This window comes from Streptomyces sp. NRRL F-2664, from assembly GCF_000719345.1.
Lineage (GTDB): Bacteria > Actinomycetota > Actinomycetes > Streptomycetales > Streptomycetaceae > Streptomyces.
The window spans coordinates 56,377-79,435 of sequence record NZ_JOFX01000033.1 but is presented as its reverse complement, the minus strand read 5'-3'; the positions used below and the strand labels follow the sequence as shown (position 1 = coordinate 79,435).

Genomic DNA, 23,059 nt, shown 5'->3' with positions numbered 1-23,059 from the left:
CGGGGGGCGGCTGCGCCGCGGGTCAGACGCGCATCGCCTGCGGGGTCTCGCGCAGGTTCGCGTCCGGGCCGGGGTACTCGCGGATGATCTCGTAGCGCGTGTTGCGCTCGACCGGGCGGAATCCGGCCTCCCGGATCAGCTCCAGCAGATCCTCACGACCCAGCTTGTTCGGGGTGCCGTAGTTGTCCGCGTCGTGGGTGATCTTGTACTCGACGACCGAGCCGTCCATGTCGTCCGCACCGTGCTGCAGGGCGAGCTGGGCGGTCTGCACGCCGTGCATCACCCAGAAGACCTTGACGTGCGGGACGTTGTCGAAGAGCAGGCGGGAGACGGCGAAGGTCTTCAGCGCCTCGGCGCCGGTGGCCATCGTCGTGCGCGCCTGGAGCTTGTTGCGCACCTTCCCGTCCTGCATGTCCACGAAGTCGTGCTGGTAGCGCAGCGGGATGAAGACCTGGAAGCCGCCGGTCTCGTCCTGGAGCTCGCGCAGGCGCAGCACGTGGTCCACGCGGTGGCGCGGCTCCTCGATGTGCCCGTACAGCATCGTCGAGGGGGTCTTGAGCCCCTTGGCGTGCGCGAGGCGGTGGATGCGCGACCAGTCCTCCCAGTGGGTGCGGTGGTCGACGATGTGCTGGCGGACCTCCCAGTCGAAGATCTCCGCACCGCCGCCGGTGAGGGACTCCAGACCGGCCTCGATGAGCTCGTCCAGGATGTCCGACGCCGACATGCCGGAGATCGTCTCGAAATGGTGGATCTCGGTCGCCGTGAACGCCTTCAGCGAGACGTTCGGCAGCGCCTTCTTCAGCTCGGAGAGCGAGCGCGGGTAGTAGCGCCACGGCAGGTTCGGGTGCAGGCCGTTGACGATGTGCAGCTCGGTGAGGTTCTCCGTCTCCATGGCCTTGGCCAGGCGCACGGCCTCCTCGATGCGCATCGTGTAGGCGTCCTTCTCGCCCGGCTTGCGCTGGAACGAGCAGTAGGCGCACGACGCGGTGCACACGTTGGTCATGTTGAGGTGGCGGTTGACGTTGAAGTGGACGACGTCACCGTTCTTGCGCGTGCGCACCTCGTGGGCGAGGCCGCCGAGCCAGGCCAGGTCGTCCGACTCGTAGAGGGCGATGCCGTCCTCACGGGTCAGCCGCTCGCCGGAGCGGACCTTCTCCTCCAGCTCACGCTTGAGCCCAGCGTCCATGTACCGGTCGCCTCCTCTAGATGCCTCTTGCCTGTCCTGCAAACCCTGACCAACCGTACTCTCAGGCTTCCTCGGGCAGCTCCCCGACCCGGTTCTCCCACTTCGTGGAGAGCACGATGGTGGTGCGGGTGCGCGAGACGCCCTTGGTGCCCGACAGCTTGCGGATGATCTTCTCCAGGCCGTCCACGTCACTGGCGCGCACCTTGAGCATGTACGAGTCGTCGCCGGCGATGAACCAGCAGTCCTCGATCTCCGCGAGGTCGCGCAGCCGCCGGGCCACGTCCTCGTGGTCGGCGGCGTCGGAGAGGGAGATGCCGATCAGCGCGGTGACACCGAGGCCGAGCGAGGCCGAGTCGACCGTCGCGCGGTAGCCGGTGATCACACCGGCCGTCTCCAGACGGTTGATGCGGTCGGTGACGCTGGGGCCGGAGAGGCCCACGAGACGGCCCAGCTCCGCATACGAGGCGCGACCGTTCTCCCGGAGTGCCTGGATGAGCTGCCTGTCCACCGTGTCCATTACGTGGAGCCTTCCATTATTCGGCGATTCTGCAAGTCTAGGTATAGAATCTAAGGCATGCAGGGTCAACACCCTGCGATTTCCTTCATCAGATCAGCGACGATCTTCAGGAGTGGTACACCGTGTTCACGATCGAGATGGCGCACGCACACATGCGACAGCTCCAGGAGCTGGCCAACCGATCCCGAGCCCACCAGCCCGCCGCGGCCGCCCGCGTCGACAAGGCCCGCAAGCCGCTGGGCCGCAAGAAGGCCTAGTCACCTAGTCACCACCGCTCGTCCCCCGTGGCGCGCGGGAGCCTCCCAGCTCCCCCGCCCAGCGGCGGTACAGCCGGTGCGGCACTCCTGCCGCGTCCAGCACCCGCCCCGCGACGAAGTCCACGAGGTCCTGGATGTGCGTCGCACCCGCGTAGAACGCCGGAGAGGCGGGCAGCACGACCGCGCCCGCCTCGTCCAGCGCCACCAGATGCTTCAGCGTCTGCCCGTTCAGCGGGGTCTCCCGCACCGCGACCACCAGGCGGCGCCGCTCCTTGAGCGTCACGCTCGCGACGCGCTGGAGCAGGTCCTTCGACAGCCCGAGCGCCACCCCGGCCACGCACGCCGTGGACGCCGGGACGATGAGCATTCCCTTCACCGGGTACGAGCCCGAGCTCGGGCCGGCCGCCAGGTCCCCGGCACCCCAGTACCGGACGTCGGCGCCGGCCCCCAGGCCCTCGAAGGTCCCCGGCTTCCCGTCGGCTCCGCGTGCCAGCCACTGCGCGAGGTCCTCGCGCCAGTGCGCGTCGCGGAAGGCGATGCCGGTCTCGTCCAGCAGGGTGAGGCGGGAGGCGCGGCTCACGACCAGGTCGACGCTCTCCCCCGCGGCGATCAGGCCGCGGAGCACCGCCGCCGCGTACGGCGTCCCGGACGCTCCGGAAACCCCGACCACCCACGGGGTGCGATTGCGCTCTGTCATACCTCCGAGACTATCCGGCCATGCCGTTCGGGCACTCAGTAAGGTGACCGCACGTTCCCGTGGGGGAGCCGCGAAGGGGGCGAAGATGAGCACGACGGTGGATACCGGCTGGACGCGGGCCGACCGCGCCAGGGCCGCGGCCAAGCTGATGCTGGGCTGGGTGGCCCTGCTGTGGGTGCTGGAGGCCGTCGACCACGCCACCGGCCACGCCCTCGACCAGTACGGGATCGTCGCCCGCGACCCCGACAGCCTCACCGGTGTCGTCTCCGCGGCCTTCCTGCACTTCGGCTTCGACCACGTCGCCTCCAACAGCGTCCCGCTGCTGGTCCTCGGCTTCCTGGCCGCCCTGTCGGGGATCCGCAGGTTCCTCGCCGTGTGCGGCCTGATCCTCGTGGCGGACGGCCTCGGAACCTGGCTGATATCCCCGTCCGGCACCATGACGCTGGGTGCGTCCGGGATCGTCTTCGGGCTCTTCGGCTACCTGCTCGTGCGCGGCTTCGTCGAGCGCAGGGCACTGGGGATCGCGGTGGCCGTGGGCGTCGCCGCCGTCTGGGGCACCACCATCGTCTCCGGCATCCTGCCGACGGACTCGGGCGTCAGCTGGCAGGGCCACCTGTGCGGGCTGGTGGCGGGCGTGGTGACGGCCCTCTGCTTCCGCCGTCCGGCCCGGCCCCGGCCGGGAGCCCTCACGGCCTGACGGCGGCCGGGTCATGCCGATCCACCCGCCCGTTGGAGCTACTGCACGGTCAGGCCGCGGGCCACCAGATCAGCCAGGGCGCACACGAAGAGGGCGATGCCGATGAAGCCGTTGACCGTGAAGAAGGCCCGGTTCAGGCGGGACAGGTCGTGCGGCGTGACGATGGTGTGCTCGTAGACGAAGGCGGCGACGACGACCGCCAGGCCGATCCAGAACAGCGGGCCCGCGTCCGTGGCGAGCGCGTACCAGGCCAGCAGGGCCGTGGTCACGACGTGCGCGCCGCGCGCGCCCCACAGGGCGGCCGGGACGCCGAAGCGGGCCGGGACGGACTTCACGCCTTCCGCACGGTCCGCGGCCACGTCCTGGCAGGCGAAGATCAGGTCGAAGCCGCCGATCCACACGCCGACCGCGAGGCCGAGGACCACCGCGTCCCAGGACCACGCGCCGGTGATCGCGAGCCAGGCTCCGACCGGGCCCATCGCCTGGGCGAGCCCCAGGATGGCGTGCGGGAAGTTCGTGAACCGCTTGCCGTACGGGTAGACCACCATCGGAACGACGGCGACCGGCGCCAGCGCCAGGCACAGCGGGTTCAGCAGGGCCGCCGACCCGAGGAAGACCACGAGCGCGATGGCGGCACCGGTCCAGGCCGAACGGACCGACACCGCGCCGGTGACCAGCTCGCGCCCCGCGGTGCGCGGATTGCGGGCGTCGATCTCGCGGTCGATGATCCGGTTGGCGGCCATGGCGAAGGTCCGCAGCCCCACCATGCAGACGGTGACGAGCAGCAACTTGCCCCAGTGGACGGTCCGGTCGAGCTGGAACATCGCGGTGAGCGCCGCGATGTAGGCGAACGGCAGCGCGAAGACCGAGTGCTCGATCATCACCAGCCGCAGGAACGCCCTGACCTTGCTGCCGGCCTCCGGTGCAGGACCGTGCCCGACCACTCCGTCGGCGGTGGTCATCATGCGAGTTCCCTCCGGAACCGTTCGATGTCGGCCAGCAGTTCCGCCGCCGGCAGCGCGCCGAGCTCCAACGTCCGGGCGGCCGCGCCGTCCTCCCCGTCCTCGGGCGGGGTGACGTACGCCGTGACCGTCCAGTGCGCGCCGCCGGGTCGGGCGTCCAGGCGCAGGAAGTTGCCGGCCTCCACGGTGAACGGCTCCGCCGCGGTCAAAGCCTGCTGGAGCCGTTCCGCGAACGCGTCCGCCTCCGTGTCCCGGGCGCCGGACAGTTCGAAGCCGTCGCCGTCGCCGTCCCCCTCGTACATCAGCGCCCAGACGTCGCCGGGGCCGGCGAACTCCTCCGGGCTCACACCCGCATCCCGGGCCGCGGAGACCACACCGGGCTGGGTCGGATCGATCTTCGGGCGGGCCAGCACCACGTACGTCCCGGAGGTGCCGATGTTCAGTTCCGGGCCCTCGACGGCGATGGGGCTCACAGGCCGTACTCCTTCCAGCGGCGGTCCACGAGGGCTGCGGTCGCGGGGTCGGACTCGACCATGTCCGGCCAGCCGCCGTCGCGGGTGTAGCCCTCCTCGGGCAGCTTCTTCGTCGCGTCGATGCCCGCCTTGCCGCCCCAGAACTGCTGGTAGGAGGCGTGGTCGAGGTGGTCGACCGGGCCCTCCACGACGGTGAGGTCGCGGGAGTAGTCGGTGTTGCCGAGGGCCCGCCAGGACACCTCGTGCAGGTCGTGGACGTCGCAGTCCTTGTCCACCACGATGATCAGCTTGGTCAGCGACATCATGTGGGCGCCCCAGATGGCGTGCATGACCTTCTGCGCGTGCTTGGGGTACTTCTTGTCGATCGAGACGATCGCGCAGTTGTGGAAGCCGCCCGACTCCGGCAGGTGGTAGTCCACGATGTCCGGAACGATGATCTTCAGCAGGGGCAGGAAGAACCGCTCCGTCGCGCGGCCCAGCGGGCCGTCCTCGGTCGGGGGACGGCCCACGACGATCGACTGGAGCAACGGGCGCTTGCGCATCGTGATGCAGTCGATCTTCAGGGCCGGGAACGGCTCCTGCGGGGTGTAGAAGCCGGTGTGGTCGCCGAAGGGGCCTTCGGGGAGCATCTCTCCCGGCTCCAGCCAGCCCTCGACGACGACCTCGGCGTTCGCGGGGACCTGGAGCGGCACGGTCTTGCAGTCGACCATCTCGATGCGCTTCCCGGCGACGAAGCCGGCGAAGAGGTACTCGTCGATGTCGCCCGGCAGCGGCGCCGTGGACGCGTAGGTGACAGCGGGCGGGCAGCCGAAGGCGATCGCGACCGGCAGCCGCTCGCCCTTGGCCGCGGCGACGGCGTAGTGGTTGCGGCTGTCCTTGTGGATCTGCCAGTGCATGCCGATGGTGCGCTTGTCGTGGCGCTGCAGCCGGTAGAGGCCGAGGTTGCGCACGCCCGTCTCGGGGTGCTTCGTGTGGGTCAGGCCGAGGTTGAAGAAGGAGCCGCCGTCCTTGGGCCAGGTGAAGAGGGCCGGCAGCAGGTCCAGGTCGACGGCGTCGCCGGTGAGGACGACCTCCTGCACGGGCGCGGAATCGCCCTTCACCTTCTTCGGCGGCACGTGGACCATCGAGCCGAGCTTGCCGAAGGCCTCGCGGACCCCGATGAAGCCCTGCGGCAGCTCCGGCTTGAGCAGGCCGCCGATCTTCTCGCTGATCTCCGCATAGGACTTCAGGCCCAGTGCCTTGAGGAGGCGCCGGTCGGTTCCGAAGACGTTCATGGCCAGGGGCATCGCCGAGCCCTTGACGTTCTCGAAGAGCAGCGCGGGGCCGCCCGCCTTGTTCACTCTGTCGACGATCTCCCCGACCTCCAGGTACGGGTCGACTTCGGCCTTGATGCGCTTGAGGTCGCCCTCTCGCTCCAGAGCCCGGAGCAGCGAGCGGAGATCGTCGTAAGCCATAGGGGTCAGTATCCGTCACCAACTACGCTGGGAGCGTCACCGGGGCCCCTTGCGGGTCCGCCGCCACTGCCCGGGAGTCGGTCCCACACCGTGCTGCGCTATCTGCCGTTCCTGCTGATCATCGCGCTGACCATCTACGCCTTCATCGACTGCCTGAACACGCCCGAGGAGGAGGTCAAGCACCTGCCCAAGGCGATGTGGGTGCTCATCGTCCTGCTCTTCTCCATCGTCGGGCCGGTGGTGTGGCTGTTCGCGGGCAGGAAGCGGGTGGCCTCCGGCGGCGGGCGTGGCCCCCGGGCCCGGCTAGGGGGTGTTGCGAAAGTCCTGTGCGGTGCCCGCGGTGTCCGGTGCGTGCTCTCGGCGTGCCGGGCGAAGGCCCTCGTACTGGGCGTACTCGGGGCTACGGCCGGTGCGGCGAGAGTGCGTGCCGGGCGCCGTGGGCGCCGTGCGGGACTTTCGCAACACCCCCTAGCGGGCCCACGGCAGGATGCGGGGCTCCTCCTCGCCCGCGACCGACACCACACCGTCCGCGCGCATCGCGACATGGGCCCGGAAGTCCTCCGGGGCGTGGATCCTGCGGACCGCGCCGGCCGGCAGGACCAGGGTCCGGCCTGCGGCGACCGTCTCGGTGCGGCCTTCGCAGGTGACCTCCAGGGAGCCCGTGGTGAGGGTCCAAACCTGCTCGCGGGTGACGGAGTGCTCGGGGCCCGTGGCGCCCGCGGGCATGTCGACGTGCCAGGTGCTGAGCTCCGAGCTGCCGCGGCTGGGGGCGGCGAGGCCGGTCATCGTGGCGTTCGGGGTGGTGGTGACGTGGTCGGGGGAAGCGGTGATCACGTGCAAGGCGGGTCCTCCTGGCCGGTGGGTCAAGCTGCTTTACTCGGCAAGTAAAGCAGCTTGACCCGCCCGTGTCACCATGTTTGCGTGATGAGAGACGACTACGCCGACGTCGAGCTGACCTTCCTGCTCGGCCTCGGCTTCCAGCTGGTGCTCGGGGAGTTCACCGGGCGTCTGGCCGAGGCCGGGTACGGGGACCTGCGGCCCATCCACGGGATGGCGTTCCAGGCGCTGAAAGGCCGGGGCGCCACCGCCACCGAGCTCGCCGAGCGGCTCGGGGTGACCAAGCAGGCCGCCGGGCAGATCGTCGACGACCTGGAGCGGCGCGGCTACGTCCGCCGCGATCCGCACCCGGAGGGCGGCCGCCGCAAGCTCGTGGTGCTGACCGCCGCGGCCCGCGAGCACCTCGCCGTCGCGGGCCGGGTCCTGCACGAGCTGGAGGCCGAACTGGGCGGCAGCGCCGATCTGGGCGCCCTGCGGCGCGAACTGGGCCGTGTCGTGCGCGCACTCCACGGACAGGACGGACTGCCGCCCCTGCGGCCCGTCTGGTGAGCGGCGGCGCGGCCCTGCGGGTCAGGACGCCTCGCGGGCCCTGCTGAAGGACGCGTACGACTCGCGCAGCCGCACCCGGCGGGCGTCGGTCCAGGCGGACCAGTCCGTCGGGCGTCCGGCCAGCGCGGCCTCCAGCAGCTCGAAGTGCTCGTGCCAGGCGGCCAGGCAGTCGAGGCGGTCCTCGTCGGTCCCGCCGCGCTCGTTGACGAACCGGACGACCGTCGAATCGGTGCCGACCGCCTCCAGGTGGAAGCGGATGCGTCCGTCCCCGCTCACTGTGTACTCGGCGACGCGCTCGACGTCCCAGGCCGAGACGTGGCCGCTCACCACCGTCCCGGTGGTCGGCCGGCGCAGGGTGACCGCCCCGCCGAGGTGCCGCTCCAGCACGTCGGCCGAGGCCAGCCAGCCGCGCAGCCCGTCGGGCGTGGTCAGGGCGTGCCAGAGGGCCTCGTAGGAGTACGGCAGGTGCAGCTCGAAGCGGAGCAGCCAGTGGTTCTCGCCGCGCCGTTCGCTGGTGGCATGGCTCACGAGGGACATGCCACCAGCGTCCCACTCCCGCCGGTCAGACGCCCGCGTACGAGTGCTTGCCGCTGAGCAGGATGTTCACGCCGTAGTAGTTCCAGATCCAGCAGGCGAAGGCGAAGAGCGCCAGGTAGGCGGCCTTGCGGCCCTTCCAGCCGGCGGTGGCGCGGGCGTGCAGGTAGCTGGCGTACGCCACCCAGGTCACGAAGGACCAGACCTCCTTGGGGTCCCAGCCCCAGTAGCGGCCCCACGCGTCGCCCGCCCAGATGGCGCCCGCGATGATCGTGAAGGTCCACAGCGGGAAGACGGCAGCGTTGATGCGGTAGGAGAACTTGTCGAGCGAGGCCGCCGAGGGCAGGCGCTCCAGGACGGAGGAGGCGATCCTGCCGGGCGTGCCGCCGCCGGCGAGCTTGGCCTCGTAGGAGTCGCGGAAGAGGTAGAGGACCGCGCCGGCCGCGCCGAGGTAGAAGACGGCGCCGCAGAAGATGGCGGTGGAGACGTGGATCCACAGCCAGTACGAGTGCAGGGCGGGGACCAGCTGGTCGCTGTCGGTGTAGAGCCAGGTGACCGCGATGCCGAGGTCGAGCAGGACGGTGGTGACCAGGATCAGGCCGAGCCAGCGGACGTTCTTCTTGAGGGCGAGGAGCACCAGGTACGTGCCGACGGCCACCGTGGAGAAGGTGATCGAGAACTCGTACATGTTGCCCCAGGGGGCCCGCTCGACCGACAGGGCGCGGGTGACCACGCCGGCCGCCTCCACGAGGAAGGCGAGCGCGGTCAGGGAGACCGCGATCCGGCCGTACAGGTCGCCCTGCGCGGTGCCGCCGGCGGCGCCGGGGCCGTCCGGGACGTCGCGGGTGCCGGCGCCGGAGCGGGTGGTGACCCTGGGCCGGTCCAGTACTGCGGTGGCGCCGCCCTTGCCGCGCACCTGCACGGCCGGTGCCGCGGCATCGGCGGTGCCGGTCAGGGCGGCGGCCGTGCGGGCCACCTTGCTGCGGCTGCCGAAGGTCCACTCGGCGATGTGGGCGAAGAAGGCGAGCGTGTAGACCGCCATCGACGAATAGATCAGGTAGTTGCTGATCTCAGCCAGGTTTTCGTTGGCTGCGGCTGCGAGCGGCGTCATCCGCGCTCTCCTCCAGGGGTTTCTTCAACAGGATCGGACACGCTGGGCGCCTGCTGGTGCAGCGTGGCGGCGAGGTCCGCCAGTTCCTCCGGGAGCCTGGCGGACTCGCTGCGGCCGAGGCCCGCCATCTCCACGACGGTCACGCCGTCCTTGCCCTCCACCGCGCGCACCCAGATCCGGCGTCGCTGGATGAACAGCGACCCGGCCAGGCCCGCGATGGCGGCGATGGCGCCCGCGAGGGCGAGGCCGCTGCCGGGTTGCTGGGTGACGGAGAAGGTGGCCCAGCGCTCGATGCCCTCGAACTTCACGGTGCCCGCGCCGTTCGGCAGGTCCATCGTCCCGCCGGGCGCCAGCCTCTTGATGAGCTGCTGGCCCGACTCGTCCTTGAACATCTCCATCTTGGAGGTTTCGAGCCGGTAGACGTTCTGCGGCAGGCCCGAGTCCACGCCGAGGCTGCCGTGCCAGGCGTTGAGCATGAGCTGCGGGTTCAGGAGGGCGGGGAACTGGGAGAACATCGTCCCCTTGCCCTCGCCGGCGAAGGTCGGCACGAAGACGGCGGTGAAGCCGAGCTGCTCGGCCTTGCCGTCCTTGTCCTTGTAGCCGTCGGTGACCTTGACGGCTCCGGTGGACGTGAGGTTGCCGTCCTGCGGGAGCACGGGGACGGCGTCCCGGTAGACGACCTTTCCGGTGGAGTCGGTCACCGAGATGACCGGCGCGTAGCCGTGGCCGAGCAGGTAGACCTTGGACCCGTCGATCTCCAGGGGCTCGTTGACCTGGATCTCGCGCTTCTGCGGCGTTCCGTGCGCGCCCTCGGTGAGGGTGACGTACGCCTTGAAGTCGCGCGGGGTGCCGCGCTGCGGGCCGGACATCTCGTAGGTGGCGTCGAAGCGGTCCAGCGTGAAGCTGAACGGCGGCAGGTCGTCCGGGTGGAAGAGCGTGCCGGGCTTGAAGTCGTCGTACTGGGTGAGCGTGTTCGAGAAGCCGCTGCCGCGCAGGACCAGCTTGCCGCCCTCGGACTTGAAGTACTGCCCCCAGGCGAAGGCCACCAGCATCACGATCAGCGCGACGTGGAAGAGCAGGTTCCCGGCCTCGCGGAGGTAGCCCTTCTCCGCCGCGACGGTGCCGCTGCCCGCCTCGGTGCGGAAGCGCTTCCCGGCGAGCAGCGTCCTCGCGTACGAGAGGACCTCCTCCGGGGTGCGGTCGGTCCGCCACGTGGTGTGGGCGGGCAGCCGGTCGAGCCGCTTGGGGGCGCCCGGCGGGCGGCCGCGGAGCTGGCCGACGAACTGCCAGGCGCGCGGGACGATGCAGCCGATCAGCGAGACGAACAGCAGCAGGTAGATCGCGGAGAACCACACCGAGCTGTAGACGTCGAAGAGCTGGAGCGCCTCGGCGAGGCCGACGTAGGAGGAGTGCTCCCGCTTCCACTCGGCGACCTTGAGCGCGTCGACGTCGGTCTGCGGGACGAGGGAGCCGGGGATGGCGCCCAGGGACAGCAGGAAGAGCAGGATCAGCGCCACCCGCATGGAGGTGAGCTGCCGCCAGAACCAGCGGGCCCAGCCGAGCACGCCGATGCCGACGGGACCGCTGTCCTCGACGGGGGCGGTGGAGAGCTGGGAGCCGGCCGCGACCTCGGAGGGGTCCGCCGGGGAGGGCTCGGGCGGCGTCTCGGTGGCCGCTTTGTCTGTCGTACTCATGTCCGTCGGTTCCTCAGATCCCCACCGTGAAGCTTTGGGTCCAGCTCTGCATGTCGGTGACGATGCTGTCCCACAAACCTGTGACGAGCAGCAGGCCGGTGAGGATCAGCATGCCGCCGCCGATGCGCATCACCCATGCATAGTGCTGCTTCACCCAGCCGAATGCACCGAGCGCCTTGCGGAAGGCGATCGCGGCGAGGATGAAGGGCACGCCGAGGCCCAGACAGTAGACGACGGTGAGCAGGGCACCGCGGCCGGCGCTCGCCTGGTCGATGGAGAGGGTGTTGACGGCCGCGAGGGTCGGGCCCATGCAGGGTGTCCAGCCGACACCGAAGAGTACGCCGAGCAGCGGCGCGCCGAGCAGGCCCGCGGCCGGCTTCTTGTGGAAGCGGAACTCCCGCATGGTCAGGCCGGGGATGGCACCCATGAAGAAGAGGCCGAGGACGATCACCAGGGCGCCCAGCACCCGGGAGATGATCGCCTTGTTCTCCTGGAGCTCCGAGCCGAAGTACCCGAAGAGCGCTCCGGTGGACACGAAGACGGCGGTGAATCCGGCGACGAACAGGGCGGCGCCCGCCAGCATCCGCCCGCGGCGGGCCTCGGCGAGGTCGGCGCCGCTGACACCGGTCACGTAGGAGAGGTAGCCGGGGACCAGCGGCAGGACGCAGGGCGAGAAGAAGGAGACGAGTCCCGCGAGGAGCGCGATCGGCACCGCCAGCAGCAGGGCGCCGCTCAGCACCGTCTCGTTCACACCCGTGGCCCCGGCGGCGAGGACGTACTCGACCACGAGGTCACTGCTCCGCGAGGACGGGGTCGATCATCGAGCGCAGCTTGTCCTCGCCGAGGGGGGCCAGGGTGCGTGCGGCGATCCTGCCCTCCCGGTCCAGGACGAGCGTGGAGGGGATGGCGTTCGGGTTGAGGCTGCCCTTGGGGAAGCGGAGCAGCAGCTTGCCGTCGGGGTCGTAGAGGCTCGGGTAGGTGATCCCGAAGGTCTCCTCGAAGGAGGCGGCGTTCTGCTTGCTGTTGTCGCGGACGTTGATGCCGACGAAGACGACGTCCTTGCCGGCGTCCGCGAGCTCCTTGGAGACCTTCGCGAAGGCCGGGGCCTCGGCACGGCACGGCGGGCACCAGGATCCCCACACGTTGAGGACGACGACCTTGCCCTTGAGGGCGGCCGTGTCGAGGGTCTTGCCGTCGACGGTCTCGCCGTCGAGCCCCGGGGCCTCGGTGCGCTCGCCCTTGGCGGAGGTGGAGATGCCGCTCGCGCCCGTGACGTAGTTGCCGCCGGTACCGGTGGGCTTGCCGCTGTCCGAACCGCCGCACGCGGTGAGCGTGAGGGCGCCGGTGACGGTCACCGCGGTCAACAGGAGGGCGCGGCCGCTGGGTGAGCGGCGTCGGGGGGCGCGGCTAAGGCTCATGTGAAAAGTTTCGCATGAGCGGTCGCGCGATCTATCTCGCCCCCCGCCCGGATGTCAATGGCCTGGTCAGGGGATGGTCGGGCGATGGTTCAGGCCGCGGCGAGGTAGGCGTTCCAGCCGCCCGCGGGCGGCCGGCCGGGGCCGAGGGCGCGCAGGCGGGCGAGCACCTCGGGCTCCTGGACGTCCAGCCAGTCGGTGAACTGCCGGAAGGACACGAGCCTTACGTCCTTTTTGTCCGCCATGCCTTTGAGGGCCTCTTCGACCGCGTCCATGTAGATGCCGCCGTTCCACTGCTCGAAGTGGTTGCCGATGAAGAGGGGGGCGCGGTTGGTCTCGTAGGCCCGGCGGAAGCCTCCGAGGTAGGTGGCGGTGGCCTGGGCGCGCCAGGCCGGGTAGTGGGCGGGCACGCCCTGGGTGGTGTTCTTCGACTGGTTGGCGAGGATGTTGTAGTCCATGGACAGCACCTCGAAGGAGTGCCCCGGGAAGGGAAGGGACTGCAGCGGCAGGTCCCAGACGCCCGACCGGCGCACCGGCCAGACCTGCAGACCGCCGGGCGAGCTGGAGTCGTAGCGCCAGCCCAGCTTCCGGGCGGTCGGCAGGAGGTTGTCCCGGCCGAGGAGGCAGGGGGTGCGGGAGCCGGCCAGCTCCTTGCGGTAGTCGAAGGGCAGTGGCTCCAGGTCGGTGAAGCCGGTGTTGGTGCGCCACTGTGTGACGAAGGACACGGCCTGGTCGATCTGGTTCTGCCAGTCGTCGGGGGTCCACCGGGCGACGGAGCCGGGGCCCCCGCAGAAGTGGCCGTTGAAGTGCGTGCCTATCTCGTGCCCGTCGAGCCACGCCTCACGGACGTACGTCAGGGTGGCGCGGATGTTCTCGTCCTTGAGGTAGCCGATGTCCGAGGCTCCGACGGGATTGTTCGGCGGCCGGTAGCGCTCCCGCGCGGACTCCGGCAGCAGGTAGAGGCCCGAGAGGAAGAAGGTCATGGCCGCGCCGTGGTCCTTGGCGAGCTTGAGGAAGCGCGGGAAGAGGCCGTTGCCGACCTCCCCCGCGCCGTCCCAGCTGAAGACGACGAACTGGGGCGGTGTCTCGCCCGGCTGGAGGGGCACGGGCCGGTCGGGCTGGTGGGGCTGCGGTCCGGTGTCGGCGGTGGAGCCGTCACCGAGGGGCCGGGCCGACGGCTTCCCGCCGGCTCCAGGGTCCTTCACGGATCCGGGAGCGGCGGGGCCGGACACGTCGGGCAGGCCGCAGCCGGCGACTCCCATCGCGGCCGCGGCGCCGAGTCCCAGTCCCAGCAGCCCCCTCCGAGTGACTCCCCTGCTGTCGCGCATGTCACCGTCCCCCTCGTCGTCAACACGTCCCGACCCAGGCCCCCATGACGGGGACGAGCTGACCGGACCTGTGTGCTGACACGGTGATTCCCGCGCATCTTGTATTTATTTGGACAGGCCTGTAACGGCCCGTAACAAACCGTCGGACCCGCCCCGCACCAGCGCGGCGGGCCGGACGCGGATCAGGCGCCGAACGCCTTGGACGCGCCCTTCACCGGCTTCGCCCCGGCCAGCAGGTGCGCCGGCACCAGGTCCCGGGCCGGCTCGCTGTAGCCCACCGACACCAGCTTCTCGCCCTGGAACGTGAAGGACGTCAGGGAGGCGAGGGTGCACTGGCGGCGCCGCGGGTCGTGCCACAGCCGGCGCTTCTCCGCGAAACTGCGCACGATCCAGATCGGCAGCTGGTGGCTGACCGCCACCGCCTCGCGGCCGCGGGCCGCGTCGCGCGCGGCCTCCAGCGCGCTCATCATCCGGACCACCTGCTCGACGTACGGCTCGCCCCAGGAGGGCTTGAACGGGTTCGTCAGGTGCTTCCAGTTGCCGGGCTTGCGCAGCGCGCCGTCGCCCACGCCGAAGGTCTTGCCCTCGAAGACGTTCTCCGCCTCCAGCAGCCGCGAGTCCGTCGCCAGGTCCAGGCCGTGGGCCTTGGCGATCGGCTCGGCCGTCTCCTGCGCCCGCTCCAGCGGGGAGGACACCACGTAGGCGATGTCCCGGCTCTTGAGGTGCTCGGCGACCCGGTCCGCCATCCGGCGGCCCAGCTCCGAGAGGTGGTAGCCCTCGCGGCGCCCGTAGAGCACCCCGTCCGGGTTGTGCACCTCGCCGTGGCGCACCAGGTGCACGACGGTGAGGTCGGACTGCGCGTCGCGGCCTGCGCTGCTCATGCCGTGGCCTCCGCGGCGGCGCGGGCGGCGGCGGGCAGGGCCGCCGCGACACGCTCGATCGCCTTGTCGTCGTGGGCGGTCGAGACGAACCAGGACTCGAAGGCGGACGGCGGCAGGTAGACGCCCTGCGCCAGCATCGAGTGGAAGAACGCGTTGAAGCGGAAGCTCTCCTGCTTCTTCGCGTCGTCGTAGGTACGCACGACGTCCTCGGTGAAGAAGACGGAGAACATGTTGGACGCGGTCTGCACGCGGTGCGCCACGCCCTCCTTCGCGAGCGCCCCGGTGACCAGCGACTGGATCTGCGCCGAGACCGCGTCGACCTTCTGGTACGCGGCCGCGTCCAGCAGCCGCAGCTGCGCGAGGCCGGCGGCGGTGGCGATCGGATTGCCGGAGAGCGTGCCGGCCTGGTACACGGGCCCGGCGGGGGCGAGGTGGCCCATGACGTCGGCGCGGCCGCCGAAGGCCGCGGCGGGGAAACCGCCGCCCATGACCTTGCCGAAGGTCATCAGGTCGGGCTTCACCCCGTCGACGCCGTACCAGCCGGCGCGGGAGGTCCGGAAGCCGGTCATGACCTCGTCGGAGATGTAGAGCGCGCCGTTCTCGCGGCAGAGGTCCGCGAGGCCCTGGTTGAAGCCCTCGGCGGGGGTGACCACGCCCATGTTGCCGGGCGCCGCCTCGGTGATCACGCAGGCGATCTCGCCGGGGTGCGCGGCGAAGGCGGCCCGGACGGCGTCGAGGTCGTTGTAGGGGAGCACGACGGTGTCGCCGGCCTGCGCACCCGTGACCCCGGGGGTGTCGGGCAGGGCGAAGGTGGCGAGCCCGGAACCGGCGGCGGCGAGCAGCGCGTCCACGTGACCGTGGTAGCAGCCGGCGAACTTCACGACCTTGGCGCGACCGGTGAAGCCGCGCGCCAGCCGGATCGCCGACATGGTCGCCTCCGTGCCGGAGGACACGAGCCGCACCTGCTCCACCGGGGCGACGCGCGCGACGATCTCCTCGGCGAGCGCCACCTCGCCCTCACCGGGCGTGCCGAAGGAGGTACCGCGGGCGACGGCCGCCTGCACGGCCTCGATCACCTCGGGGTGGGAGTGGCCGAGGATCATCGGCCCCCACGAGCAGACGAGGTCCACGTACTCGCGGCCGTCGGCATCCGTGAGGTACGGACCGGTGCCGGACACCATGAACCGGGGCGTACCGCCCACGGCGCGGAAGGCGCGCACGGGAGAGTTCACGCCGCCGGGGGTCACGAGGGAGGCGCGCTCGAAGAGCGTCTGCGAAACTGGGGCTTCATACGGGTACGGGTAGCTCACACCAGCCATGGTCTCAGAGGCTGCGACAGACTTGCGGGCGGGCGTTTCACCGCGTCGCCGCGGGGGAGGTCACTGCCATGATGATCAGGCTGCGCGGCGGGGGCCGCGGGGCCGGGACGAGCAAGACCAGTCGGGTGGAGATATGCAACGCGGTGGTGGACCGGGCGAGGGTACGGACGGCCTCGATCCGCAGCGCGCCCGCGAAGCCCGCGAGGCCCGCCGCCGGGGCAAGCACCGCCGGCGCGCCACCGAGGCGGCCGACGCCGTCCCGGAGCCCACGACACCACCGGAGGACCTGCCCAGGGGTCGCGGCATGGGCGTGACGTACAAGTACTTCGGCGCCCCCGACGGGGCGACGGCGGCGCGGGTCCCGGTCACGATGCGGCCGGAGGAGCTCGGCGGCGACGAGCTCGGCATGGGCGGACTCTTCACCAAGATCAAGCCGGAGACGATGGCCGCCATGGTCCTGACCGGCATCGAGGGCATACCCCTGCACAAGGTGCCGCCGCTGGAGCTGGTGGTCCTCCACCCCGACTACGCGGTGGTCAAGCTCCCCACGACGGTGGTCGACCCGCTGCGCGGGATCGGCGAGGAGTCCGTGGGCGCCGCCGCCTTCATCTGGTCCACGGTCCCCGACCGCGGCGGCCCGAGCGACGCCTTCAACGTCTACCAGCTGCTCCACGAGTGGCAGGATTTCAGCCATCGCCTGCATGAGGCAGGACACCAGCCGTACTGCCTGGTCTGGCCCTGATCCGGCACCTTCCGCGGGCCGGGTCGGCTTCGGCCCCCGGCCGGAACATGCCGCTGCCCGCCACCGCTGCCCCGGGGGCGCCGGGGGCGGACAGCGGACAGCGGGGTACGGGCGTCGAAATACGGCCATGTTTTTCCAGCTGCGTCACTACCGTCCAGTAGCTCCGCAATAGCCGTGGAACGGCGTAACCACACCGGAACGCGCTATTGCCGACGACCCGTCACCAGTCCGTCCGGCCCACACTTTCCGGACGGACCGGAGCGGGTCCGCTTTGTTCCTGGGCGAGCCTGACGGACGATGTCCGTGCCGCTCGGGTCACCTGAGGTCGCTCAGCACACCGCTCACGTTGAGGACTTCGTGGCACTCCTGCGCCTGACGGCCGGTGGCCGGCGTGCCCGGCTTCGCACAGGTCACCTGGACGGTCACAGTCTGGCTCTCGGTGATGCTGATGGGGGTGACCCAGTGGTAGTCCTGGTTTCGGAACGTCTCCAGCGCGATCGTCGTGATCTTCCGGTCGCCGAAGTTGATCGTCACCACGCCCTCGTCGCCCTGGAAGTTGGCGACGACGAGGTCCGTGATCCCGAACACCTTGCCCGCGGGCACCGTGTAGGTGCCGGTCTTGGACTGGCCGCCGCCGGTCTGCAGGTCGATCGTCGCCGAGCTCTGCAGCCCGCCGCCGCCGGTTCCGGTACCGCCCGTACCGCCGCCGCCCGGTGCGGGCCGGCTGCCCTTGCCGGCACCCGGGCCGGCACCCGTACCCGTACCGCCCGGCTGCTCGCCGTCGCCGGTCACCGGGGCCTGCCCCGCCGTGTCCGCGGCGGGCGCCGGGTTCCTGGCCGCCTCGGCGGCTGCCTCCTTGGCGGTGCTGCGCACGGCCGGGCGTACCAGCATGAACCAGGCGAGCAGCAGCGCGAGCAGCGCGGCCAGGACCGCGAGCAGCCACGTCGGGAAGATCGGGATCTGGACGAACTCCACTTCCAGCGGCGCCCGGACGTCCGGCTCGGGCCGCGCGGTGGCGCTGTCCTCGCCCTCCCCGCCGTCCCGGGTCTCGGCCACCTCCACGGTGAACGGCCAGGTCACGGGCGATCCGAACCACACCGGGCCGCCGGCGCGGACCAGCAGCCCCACCTCGGCGGACTCCCCGGGCTCCAGCTTGAGCGTGCCCGGGGTGAAGGCGAACCTCAGGTCCTCACCGGGCTGGCCGGGTGTGAAGCCCACCTGGACGGGGGCGTTGCCCTCGTTGCGCACGGCGATGCGGTACCGCCCGCGGAGCCAGCCGCGGCGGCGTCTGGGAGCGCTCTCCGCGCGCAGCTCCCGGTACTCCCCGACCTGCACGGTGGTCTCGGGGACCCGTACCGCCTCGGGCTGCTCGGTGGGCAGCACGCGTACGGCCAGCGGCACGTCCCCGGCCCGCACAGCGGGGGAACGGGGCGGCGCCAGACGGATCGTCACCGTTTCCGAGGTGCCCGGGTAGAGCGAGACACGCTCGGGCTCCACCGTGGTCCAGGCAGCACAGTCGCCGACGACTTCCAGGCGGTACGCCTCGACGATGTCGCTGTCGTTGCGCACGGTCAGGCTGGTGGTGGCGGTACCGCCCGGCATCACCGACACCGGCTCGATGTCGAGGACGGGCGCGCCAGGGCTGGGAGATGCAGCTGGGGATGTCACGCCACGACGCTACGTCGGCGCCCCGGCCGCCTCCACGGACACGGGGGCAAGGCCCCGGGCAGTCGCGATGCCCCCACGGACTTTCCAACTCCTCTTGTACGGCCAGCGGTTGGGCCTCAGCGTCGCGACCCGACCCGGCGGGCCGATTCCGTCACCCCACCTTCGCATCACGGAACAGGTACGACACATGCGCTGCGCTGACAACAACAGCCCCACCCTCACCTCCGGCACCGGCATACCCAGGCCCTCCGTCCCGAGTCCCAGAACCGGCCGACGGGTGACCGTGGCCGTGTACGCCTCCGACCCGATCCTGCGCGTCGGGGTCGTCCACCAGCTGCGCCAACGCCCCGAGATCGAACTCGTCCCCGAAGCGGACGCGGACACCGCCCAGGTGTCGCTGGTGACCGTGGACAGCGTGGACGACGAGACGGCCGCACTGCTCTACCGGCTGCGGCACAACGCCGGCACCCGCACGGGCCTCGTGGTCGGCACCTTCGCATCCGGGGACGCCCTGCAACGCGCCATCGAATGCGGGGTCAGCGCGGTGCTGCGGCGCGCCGAGGCCGACCAGGACCGGCTGCTGCGGCTGGTCCTGGCGATAGCGAACGGCGAAGGCGTCCTGCCCGGTGACCTGCTGGCGAAGCTCCTCGACCACATGGGCAGCCTGCAGCGCTCGGCGCTCGATCCGCGCTCCGTGTCCCTTTCGACCCTGACCTCGCGCGAGGCGGACATGCTGCGCCTGGTGTCGGAGGGCCTCGACACCGCGGAGATCGCCCGCAAGACCTCCTACTCCGAACGGACCGTCAAGAACGTCCTGCACGAGGTCATCACGCGCCTCCAGCTCCGCAACCGGACCCACGCCGTCGGCTACGCCCTGCGCAACGGGCTGATCTGACCGCCCGGCCGGGCAGCGGCGGGCGGGGACGGCCGCCGCTGCCCGAAAGCGCAACGCCCGCTTCCCCCGGGTCCGACCCCGCGGCCCTGCCGCACCCGCCGGGTCCGGCCGCAGGGTGGCGGGGTGACAGGCAGCATGCTGGACCGGACTGTGAGGTGGACCGTGAGGGGCACGGAAGGGTCCGGCAGTCGGCGGCACCGCTGGGGGAGGGCCGGCGCGTCGATGCTGCTGCTGGCGCCCCTGCTCGCGGTGACGGCGGCCACCGGACCGGGCGACGCCGGAGCGCGGCCCGTCGCGGCGGACGCGGGCGACACGGGTGCGGGCCGGATCGCGTACGCCGGTACGCGCCACCGCAGCCTGGGGCGGGTGGTGAGCGGCAGGAACGACACCAGCACCCCGCTCTTCGGTGACGGGCCGGTCCATCTCGACGTCCAGCCCGCCGCCCTGGGCGACCAGCTCGTCTTCGCCAGCCGGCGCGACGAGCGGAACCCGCAGGTGTACCTGCGGTCCGCGGACGGCTCGGTACGCCGGCTGACGAGCGGCATGGACGCGGGCAACCCCCGGCTGACGCCCGACGGGCGGTCCGTCGTCTTCGACTCGGCCCAGCGCGCCGCGTCCGGCGGCGTCCAGCGCGACCTGTGGCTCGTCCGCACCGACGGCACCGGGCTGACCCGGCTGACGGACACCCCCGCCGACGAGGAGCACCCCACCGTCTCCGCAGACGGCAGACGCCTGGCGTACTCCTCGGACGGCGACGCGCCCACCGGCCGGCAGGTCTACGTACGCCCCCTGCGCGGCGGCGCCGCCACCCGGCTCACCGACCCCGCCAACGGCACGGCCGCCGAACCCGTGTGGAACCCGGTGGACGACGCCGCCCACCGCGACGTGCTCGCCTACACCGCGACCGGCACCGCCGGGCCCCGCCTGCGGTGGACGGACGGCCGCACGGACGGGCAGCTGCTGGCCGGCGCCCAGGCCGGCTGGCGCACCCGGGGGGCAGCCTGGCTGCCCGACGGGAACGGCCTGCTGTTCCTCAGCCCGGACCGCACCTGCGACTGCAAGGGCGACTGGGACCACGTCTTCCGGGTACCGGCGCACTCGCCGGACACCCCGCAGCTCGTGTACAGCGAGGACCGCGGGATCGGCTCGCCCACCTGGCTCGGTCCCCTTGAGGGCGGCGGCGCCGTCGTCGAGCGGATCTCCGCGGCCGGCCCGCGCACCGTCACCCTCCAGGACGCCCGCGCGGACGGCGCAGACCCCCGCGACCTGGGCCTGACCATCCTCGAAGAGGACCCGGCGGCCGACACCAACACCGACCCGGCCAAGGACCCGCTGTTCCGACCCGGCCCCGGCCACGACCCGTGGACGGAACGGCAGAACTACACGCCCGACGGGCGCAGGATCGTCGTCACCCGCTTCGAGGGCGAGCCCGGGGCCCGGATCCAGCGGATCTGGATGGCGGACGCCGACGGCGCCAACGCCGCCCCGCTGCCGCTGGCCGGCCGCGGCCCCCGGGACTGGGACACCGACCCGACCTTCTCCCCCGACGGCAAGTACCTCGCCTTCACCCGCACCTCCCCCGGCGGCGTCGGGGAGGCCGCGGGATCCGGGCGCATCCTGATCGCGGATGCCGCCACCGGAGCCGTCCGCAGCGAGATCACCCCGCCCGCCGGGCAGCCCCGCGGCGGCGACGCCCAGCCCACCTGGTCCCCCGACGGCACCGCGCTCGCCTTCACCCGCAACCTGGTGGTGGGCGGCCACGGCGGCAACAAGCACATCTGGACCGTGCCCGTGGACCACCTGGACCGGCAGCGCGACCTGAGCGCCACCATGTGCCCGGGCGCCTGCGACGTCATCGACGACAGTCCGGCGTTCTCCCCGGACGGCACCACCATCGCCTTCAACCGCAAGAACGGCGGCGGCCGCATCGACGAGCGCAACGGCATCCTGCTGGCCTCCGCGACGGGCGGCACCTGCCGGGTCCTGCTGCCCGACGCCGCCCGCGACAAGCCGGGCGCCTGCGGCCGCGAACTGCCCGAGCCCCCCGGCTCGGGCCCCTTCCAGCCCCGCGACGCGGCCTGGACCGCCGACGGCAGGAGCCTGGTGCTCACCGCCCGCGGCCACCGCGCCCCCAACAGCCCGGAGAAGCTGAAGCTGGTGGACGTGGCGACCGGTGCACACACCCTGCTCGTCGCCGGCCTGCCGGGCCGTCAGAAGGAACCGGCCGTGCAGCAGTCGGTGGACCTCGCCGTGCGGGCCCCCGGGACGACCCCGCCGCTCACCGTCGGCGGTTCGTCCACCGTCCGGGTGGACGTCGTCAACCACGGCCCGGCGGCCTCCCCCGGCACCCGGCTGACCGTCGCTCCCCCGCCCGGCGTGGGCGTCACCGCGCTCACCGCGCCCGGCGCCACCTGCGACGCCGCGGCCCTGACCTGCACCCTGGGCGTCGTACGGCCCGGCACCACCGTCGCGGTGACCGCCACCCTCACCGGCCACACCCCCGGCGAGCAGCCCGTCGAGTGGTCCGTCACCGGCAGCGTCCTCGACCCCCGCCCCAGCGACAACGCCGGCCGGACCGTGGTCCCGGTGCGCGAGGCCCCCGTACCGCCGGAGCCGACGCCGAAGCCCACCCCCACGCCGAAGCCCACCCCGACGCCGACGCCGCCGCCCGCACCGCCGCAGCCGCCCGCCCCCGAGGCCGGGCCCGGCGTGAGCATCACCGCACAGCCGAACCCCGGCTACGTCGGCGGCCGCGTCGTCGTCACCTACACCGTCGCCAACGGCCGCAGCGCCCTGGCCACCGGCCTGCGGCTGCGCATCGGCCTGCCCGAGGGCGTCCCGCACGACGGGCCGCCGCCGGGCTGCGACCCGACCGGGACGTGCGCACTGCCGGACCTGGCACCCGGCGCACGGACCGTCCTGCGGGTCGTCCTGAGCCCCGACAAGGCCCTCACCGGGCGGGTCACCGCGACCCTCACCACCACCGGCACGGACGCCGACCCCCGCGACAACACCGCCCAGCAGCAGCTGCGCATCCTCCAGCCGCGCATCGTCGCCGTCCCGCCGATCGGCAGGCCCGGCTTCGTCACCTCGGTGCGGGGCGAGGACTTCCCGCCCGGCGCACCGGTGCGGTTCGCGTGGAAGCCGGGCATCACCGCCGCGGCGGCGCCGACCCTCCCGCAGGCCGACGGCACGTTCATCGGACAGCTGCTGATCCTCGCCAAGGACCAGACCGGCCCGCGCACCATCACCGCGAGCGGTCCCGGCTTCTCCCCGGTGCAGACCGACTTCCTGGTCGTCAACGGCACGGTGCAGCCGCCCGACGAGGTGGCCCGCCGGTGATCCACGAAGTCGACGAAGGGCTGCGGCGGCTGCTCGCGGAGTCCGGTCTGGAGGCGTCGGGCGTCGAGGTCGCCTTCGACGCGCCGACCCGTGACTGGGCGGCCCGCCGCAGCGCTCCCACCGTGTGCGTGTTCCTGTACGACATCAGGGAGGACCACACGCGGCGCGGCAGCGGCGCCGGCGAGGTGTACGACGCGGACGGCCTCGTCGTCGCGCGCCGCACCCCGCCCCGCTGGTTCGAGCTGACGTACCTGGTCACCGCGTGGGCGGGCAGGCCGCAGGACGAGCACCGGCTGCTGTCCCAGGTGCTGTCCTGCCTGGTCGCCACCGACGCGCTGCCCCAGCGCCTGCTCACCGGCACGCTCGCCGACCTCGGCCTGATCGTGGACGTGGACGCGGGCGGCACCGGCATGGACGCGCCCGCCGCCTCCGACGTGTGGTCGGCGCTGGGCGGCGAACTCAGGCCGTCCCTCGCAGTGCGCGTGAAGGCCCCGCTGGCCG

At 72.0% G+C, this 23,059-nt stretch carries 22 protein-coding genes and 2 pseudogenes; 8 read left to right on the top strand and 16 right to left on the bottom strand.

Going from position 1 to position 23,059, the window contains the following annotated elements; translation table 11 throughout:
* Positions 1-22 precede the first annotated feature (22 nt).
* Positions 23-1,186, bottom strand: a complete 1,164-nt coding sequence (gene mqnE / locus IF89_RS0125705) for an aminofutalosine synthase MqnE (RefSeq protein ID WP_030772690.1) — start codon at positions 1,184-1,186, stop codon at positions 23-25.
* 61 nt (positions 1,187-1,247) lie between these two features.
* Complete coding sequence (locus IF89_RS0125700) at positions 1,248-1,703, bottom strand: Lrp/AsnC family transcriptional regulator (RefSeq protein WP_030026281.1); 456 nt, start codon at positions 1,701-1,703, stop codon at positions 1,248-1,250.
* A gap of 122 nt (positions 1,704-1,825) precedes the next feature.
* Between IF89_RS0125700 and IF89_RS49100 the strand changes: the two genes are divergently transcribed.
* On the top strand, positions 1,826-1,960 hold the full coding sequence (locus tag IF89_RS49100) for a hypothetical protein (RefSeq protein WP_258054175.1): 135 nt from the start codon (positions 1,826-1,828) through the stop codon (positions 1,958-1,960).
* A 4-nt stretch (positions 1,961-1,964) separates the two neighbouring features.
* Here IF89_RS49100 and IF89_RS0125690 read toward each other — a convergent pair whose 3' ends face one another.
* Positions 1,965-2,657 (bottom strand): UbiX family flavin prenyltransferase, encoded by a 693-nt coding sequence (locus IF89_RS0125690; RefSeq protein WP_030772687.1) that lies wholly within the window; start codon positions 2,655-2,657, stop codon positions 1,965-1,967.
* 85 nt (positions 2,658-2,742) lie between these two features.
* On the opposite strand from IF89_RS0125690, the gene IF89_RS0125685 reads away from it, so the two are divergent.
* The gene (locus IF89_RS0125685; protein ID WP_030772684.1) at positions 2,743-3,354 is read left to right on the top strand and encodes a rhomboid family intramembrane serine protease; all 612 of its coding nucleotides are present in this window, start codon (positions 2,743-2,745) and stop codon (positions 3,352-3,354) included.
* 38 nt (positions 3,355-3,392) lie between these two features.
* Here IF89_RS0125685 and mqnP read toward each other — a convergent pair whose 3' ends face one another.
* From mqnP to IF89_RS0125670, 3 genes are read right to left on the bottom strand one after another with little or no spacing between them, the layout of a single operon-like run.
* The gene (gene mqnP / locus IF89_RS0125680; protein WP_420706963.1) at positions 3,393-4,316 is read right to left on the bottom strand and encodes a menaquinone biosynthesis prenyltransferase MqnP; all 924 of its coding nucleotides are present in this window, start codon (positions 4,314-4,316) and stop codon (positions 3,393-3,395) included.
* Positions 4,316-4,789: a hypothetical protein gene (locus IF89_RS0125675; protein WP_030772677.1), complete on the bottom strand. Its 474-nt coding sequence runs from the start codon at positions 4,787-4,789 to the stop codon at positions 4,316-4,318. The genes mqnP and IF89_RS0125675 overlap by 1 nt, the downstream gene beginning before the upstream one ends.
* Entirely contained in the window at positions 4,786-6,243 is a 1,458-nt protein-coding gene (locus tag IF89_RS0125670; protein WP_030772675.1) for a menaquinone biosynthesis decarboxylase, read from the bottom strand. Before IF89_RS0125670 ends, IF89_RS0125675 begins: the two co-directional genes overlap by 4 nt.
* A 90-nt stretch (positions 6,244-6,333) precedes the next feature.
* Between IF89_RS0125670 and IF89_RS42395 the strand changes: the two are divergent.
* Positions 6,334-6,543, top strand: a pseudogene (locus IF89_RS42395) (PLD nuclease N-terminal domain-containing protein); the annotation flags it as partial.
* A 168-nt stretch (positions 6,544-6,711) separates the two neighbouring features.
* Here IF89_RS42395 and IF89_RS0125660 read toward each other — a convergent pair.
* Positions 6,712-7,077, bottom strand: a complete 366-nt coding sequence (locus IF89_RS0125660; RefSeq protein ID WP_234327869.1) for a cupin domain-containing protein — start codon at positions 7,075-7,077, stop codon at positions 6,712-6,714.
* Between the two features lie 87 nt (positions 7,078-7,164).
* Between IF89_RS0125660 and IF89_RS0125655 the strand changes: the two genes are divergently transcribed.
* Complete coding sequence (locus IF89_RS0125655; protein ID WP_420706961.1) at positions 7,165-7,629, top strand: MarR family winged helix-turn-helix transcriptional regulator; 465 nt, start codon at positions 7,165-7,167, stop codon at positions 7,627-7,629.
* 21 nt (positions 7,630-7,650) lie between these two features.
* On the opposite strand, the gene IF89_RS0125650 is transcribed toward IF89_RS0125655, so the two are convergent.
* The 8 genes from IF89_RS0125650 to hemL form a co-directional block, all read right to left on the bottom strand.
* Entirely contained in the window at positions 7,651-8,166 is a 516-nt protein-coding gene (locus IF89_RS0125650) for an SRPBCC domain-containing protein (protein ID WP_030772668.1), read from the bottom strand.
* A gap of 25 nt (positions 8,167-8,191) precedes the next feature.
* The gene (gene ccsB, locus IF89_RS0125645) at positions 8,192-9,274 is read right to left on the bottom strand and encodes a c-type cytochrome biogenesis protein CcsB (protein WP_030772665.1); all 1,083 of its coding nucleotides are present in this window, start codon (positions 9,272-9,274) and stop codon (positions 8,192-8,194) included.
* A complete protein-coding gene (resB, locus tag IF89_RS0125640) occupies positions 9,271-10,968 on the bottom strand; it encodes a cytochrome c biogenesis protein ResB (RefSeq protein ID WP_030772662.1) in 1,698 nt (565 codons plus the stop codon). The genes ccsB and resB overlap by 4 nt, the downstream gene beginning before the upstream one ends.
* A 13-nt stretch (positions 10,969-10,981) precedes the next feature.
* Positions 10,982-11,755, bottom strand: a complete 774-nt coding sequence (locus IF89_RS0125635) for a cytochrome c biogenesis CcdA family protein (RefSeq protein WP_030772659.1) — start codon at positions 11,753-11,755, stop codon at positions 10,982-10,984.
* A gap of 4 nt (positions 11,756-11,759) precedes the next feature.
* Entirely contained in the window at positions 11,760-12,386 is a 627-nt protein-coding gene (locus IF89_RS0125630) for a TlpA family protein disulfide reductase (protein ID WP_030772656.1), read from the bottom strand.
* Between the two features lie 89 nt (positions 12,387-12,475).
* Entirely contained in the window at positions 12,476-13,711 is a 1,236-nt protein-coding gene (locus tag IF89_RS0125625; RefSeq protein ID WP_030772653.1) for a hypothetical protein, read from the bottom strand.
* Positions 13,712-13,893: 182 nt separating this feature from the next.
* Positions 13,894-14,592 carry a histidine phosphatase family protein gene (locus IF89_RS0125620; protein WP_030772651.1) on the bottom strand — a complete coding sequence of 233 codons (699 nt, stop codon included), beginning with the start codon at positions 14,590-14,592 and terminating at the stop codon, positions 13,894-13,896.
* Entirely contained in the window at positions 14,589-15,911 is a 1,323-nt protein-coding gene (gene hemL, locus IF89_RS0125615) for a glutamate-1-semialdehyde 2,1-aminomutase (protein WP_078628503.1), read from the bottom strand. Before hemL ends, IF89_RS0125620 begins: the two co-directional genes overlap by 4 nt.
* A 133-nt stretch (positions 15,912-16,044) precedes the next feature.
* Here hemL and IF89_RS0125605 point away from each other — a divergent pair, with 133 nt between their 5' ends.
* Entirely contained in the window at positions 16,045-16,653 is a 609-nt protein-coding gene (locus IF89_RS0125605; RefSeq protein WP_078628502.1) for a hypothetical protein, read from the top strand.
* A gap of 315 nt (positions 16,654-16,968) precedes the next feature.
* Here IF89_RS0125605 and IF89_RS0125600 read toward each other — a convergent pair whose 3' ends face one another.
* On the bottom strand, positions 16,969-18,321 hold the full coding sequence (locus tag IF89_RS0125600; protein ID WP_234327868.1) for a hydrolytic protein: 1,353 nt from the start codon (positions 18,319-18,321) through the stop codon (positions 16,969-16,971).
* 187 nt (positions 18,322-18,508) lie between these two features.
* Between IF89_RS0125600 and IF89_RS0125595 the strand changes: the two genes are divergently transcribed.
* The 3 genes and pseudogenes from IF89_RS0125595 to IF89_RS42390 all read left to right on the top strand — a co-directional run.
* A complete protein-coding gene (locus tag IF89_RS0125595) occupies positions 18,509-19,216 on the top strand; it encodes a helix-turn-helix transcriptional regulator (protein WP_051807617.1) in 708 nt (235 codons plus the stop codon).
* Between the two features lie 222 nt (positions 19,217-19,438).
* Entirely contained in the window at positions 19,439-22,558 is a 3,120-nt protein-coding gene (locus IF89_RS0125590) for a DUF11 domain-containing protein (protein WP_030772638.1), read from the top strand.
* A pseudogene (locus IF89_RS42390) lies at positions 22,555-23,028 on the top strand (DUF4255 domain-containing protein); the annotation flags it as partial. The gene IF89_RS0125590 and the pseudogene IF89_RS42390, both read left to right, overlap by 4 nt.
* Positions 23,029-23,059: the final 31 nt, after the last annotated feature.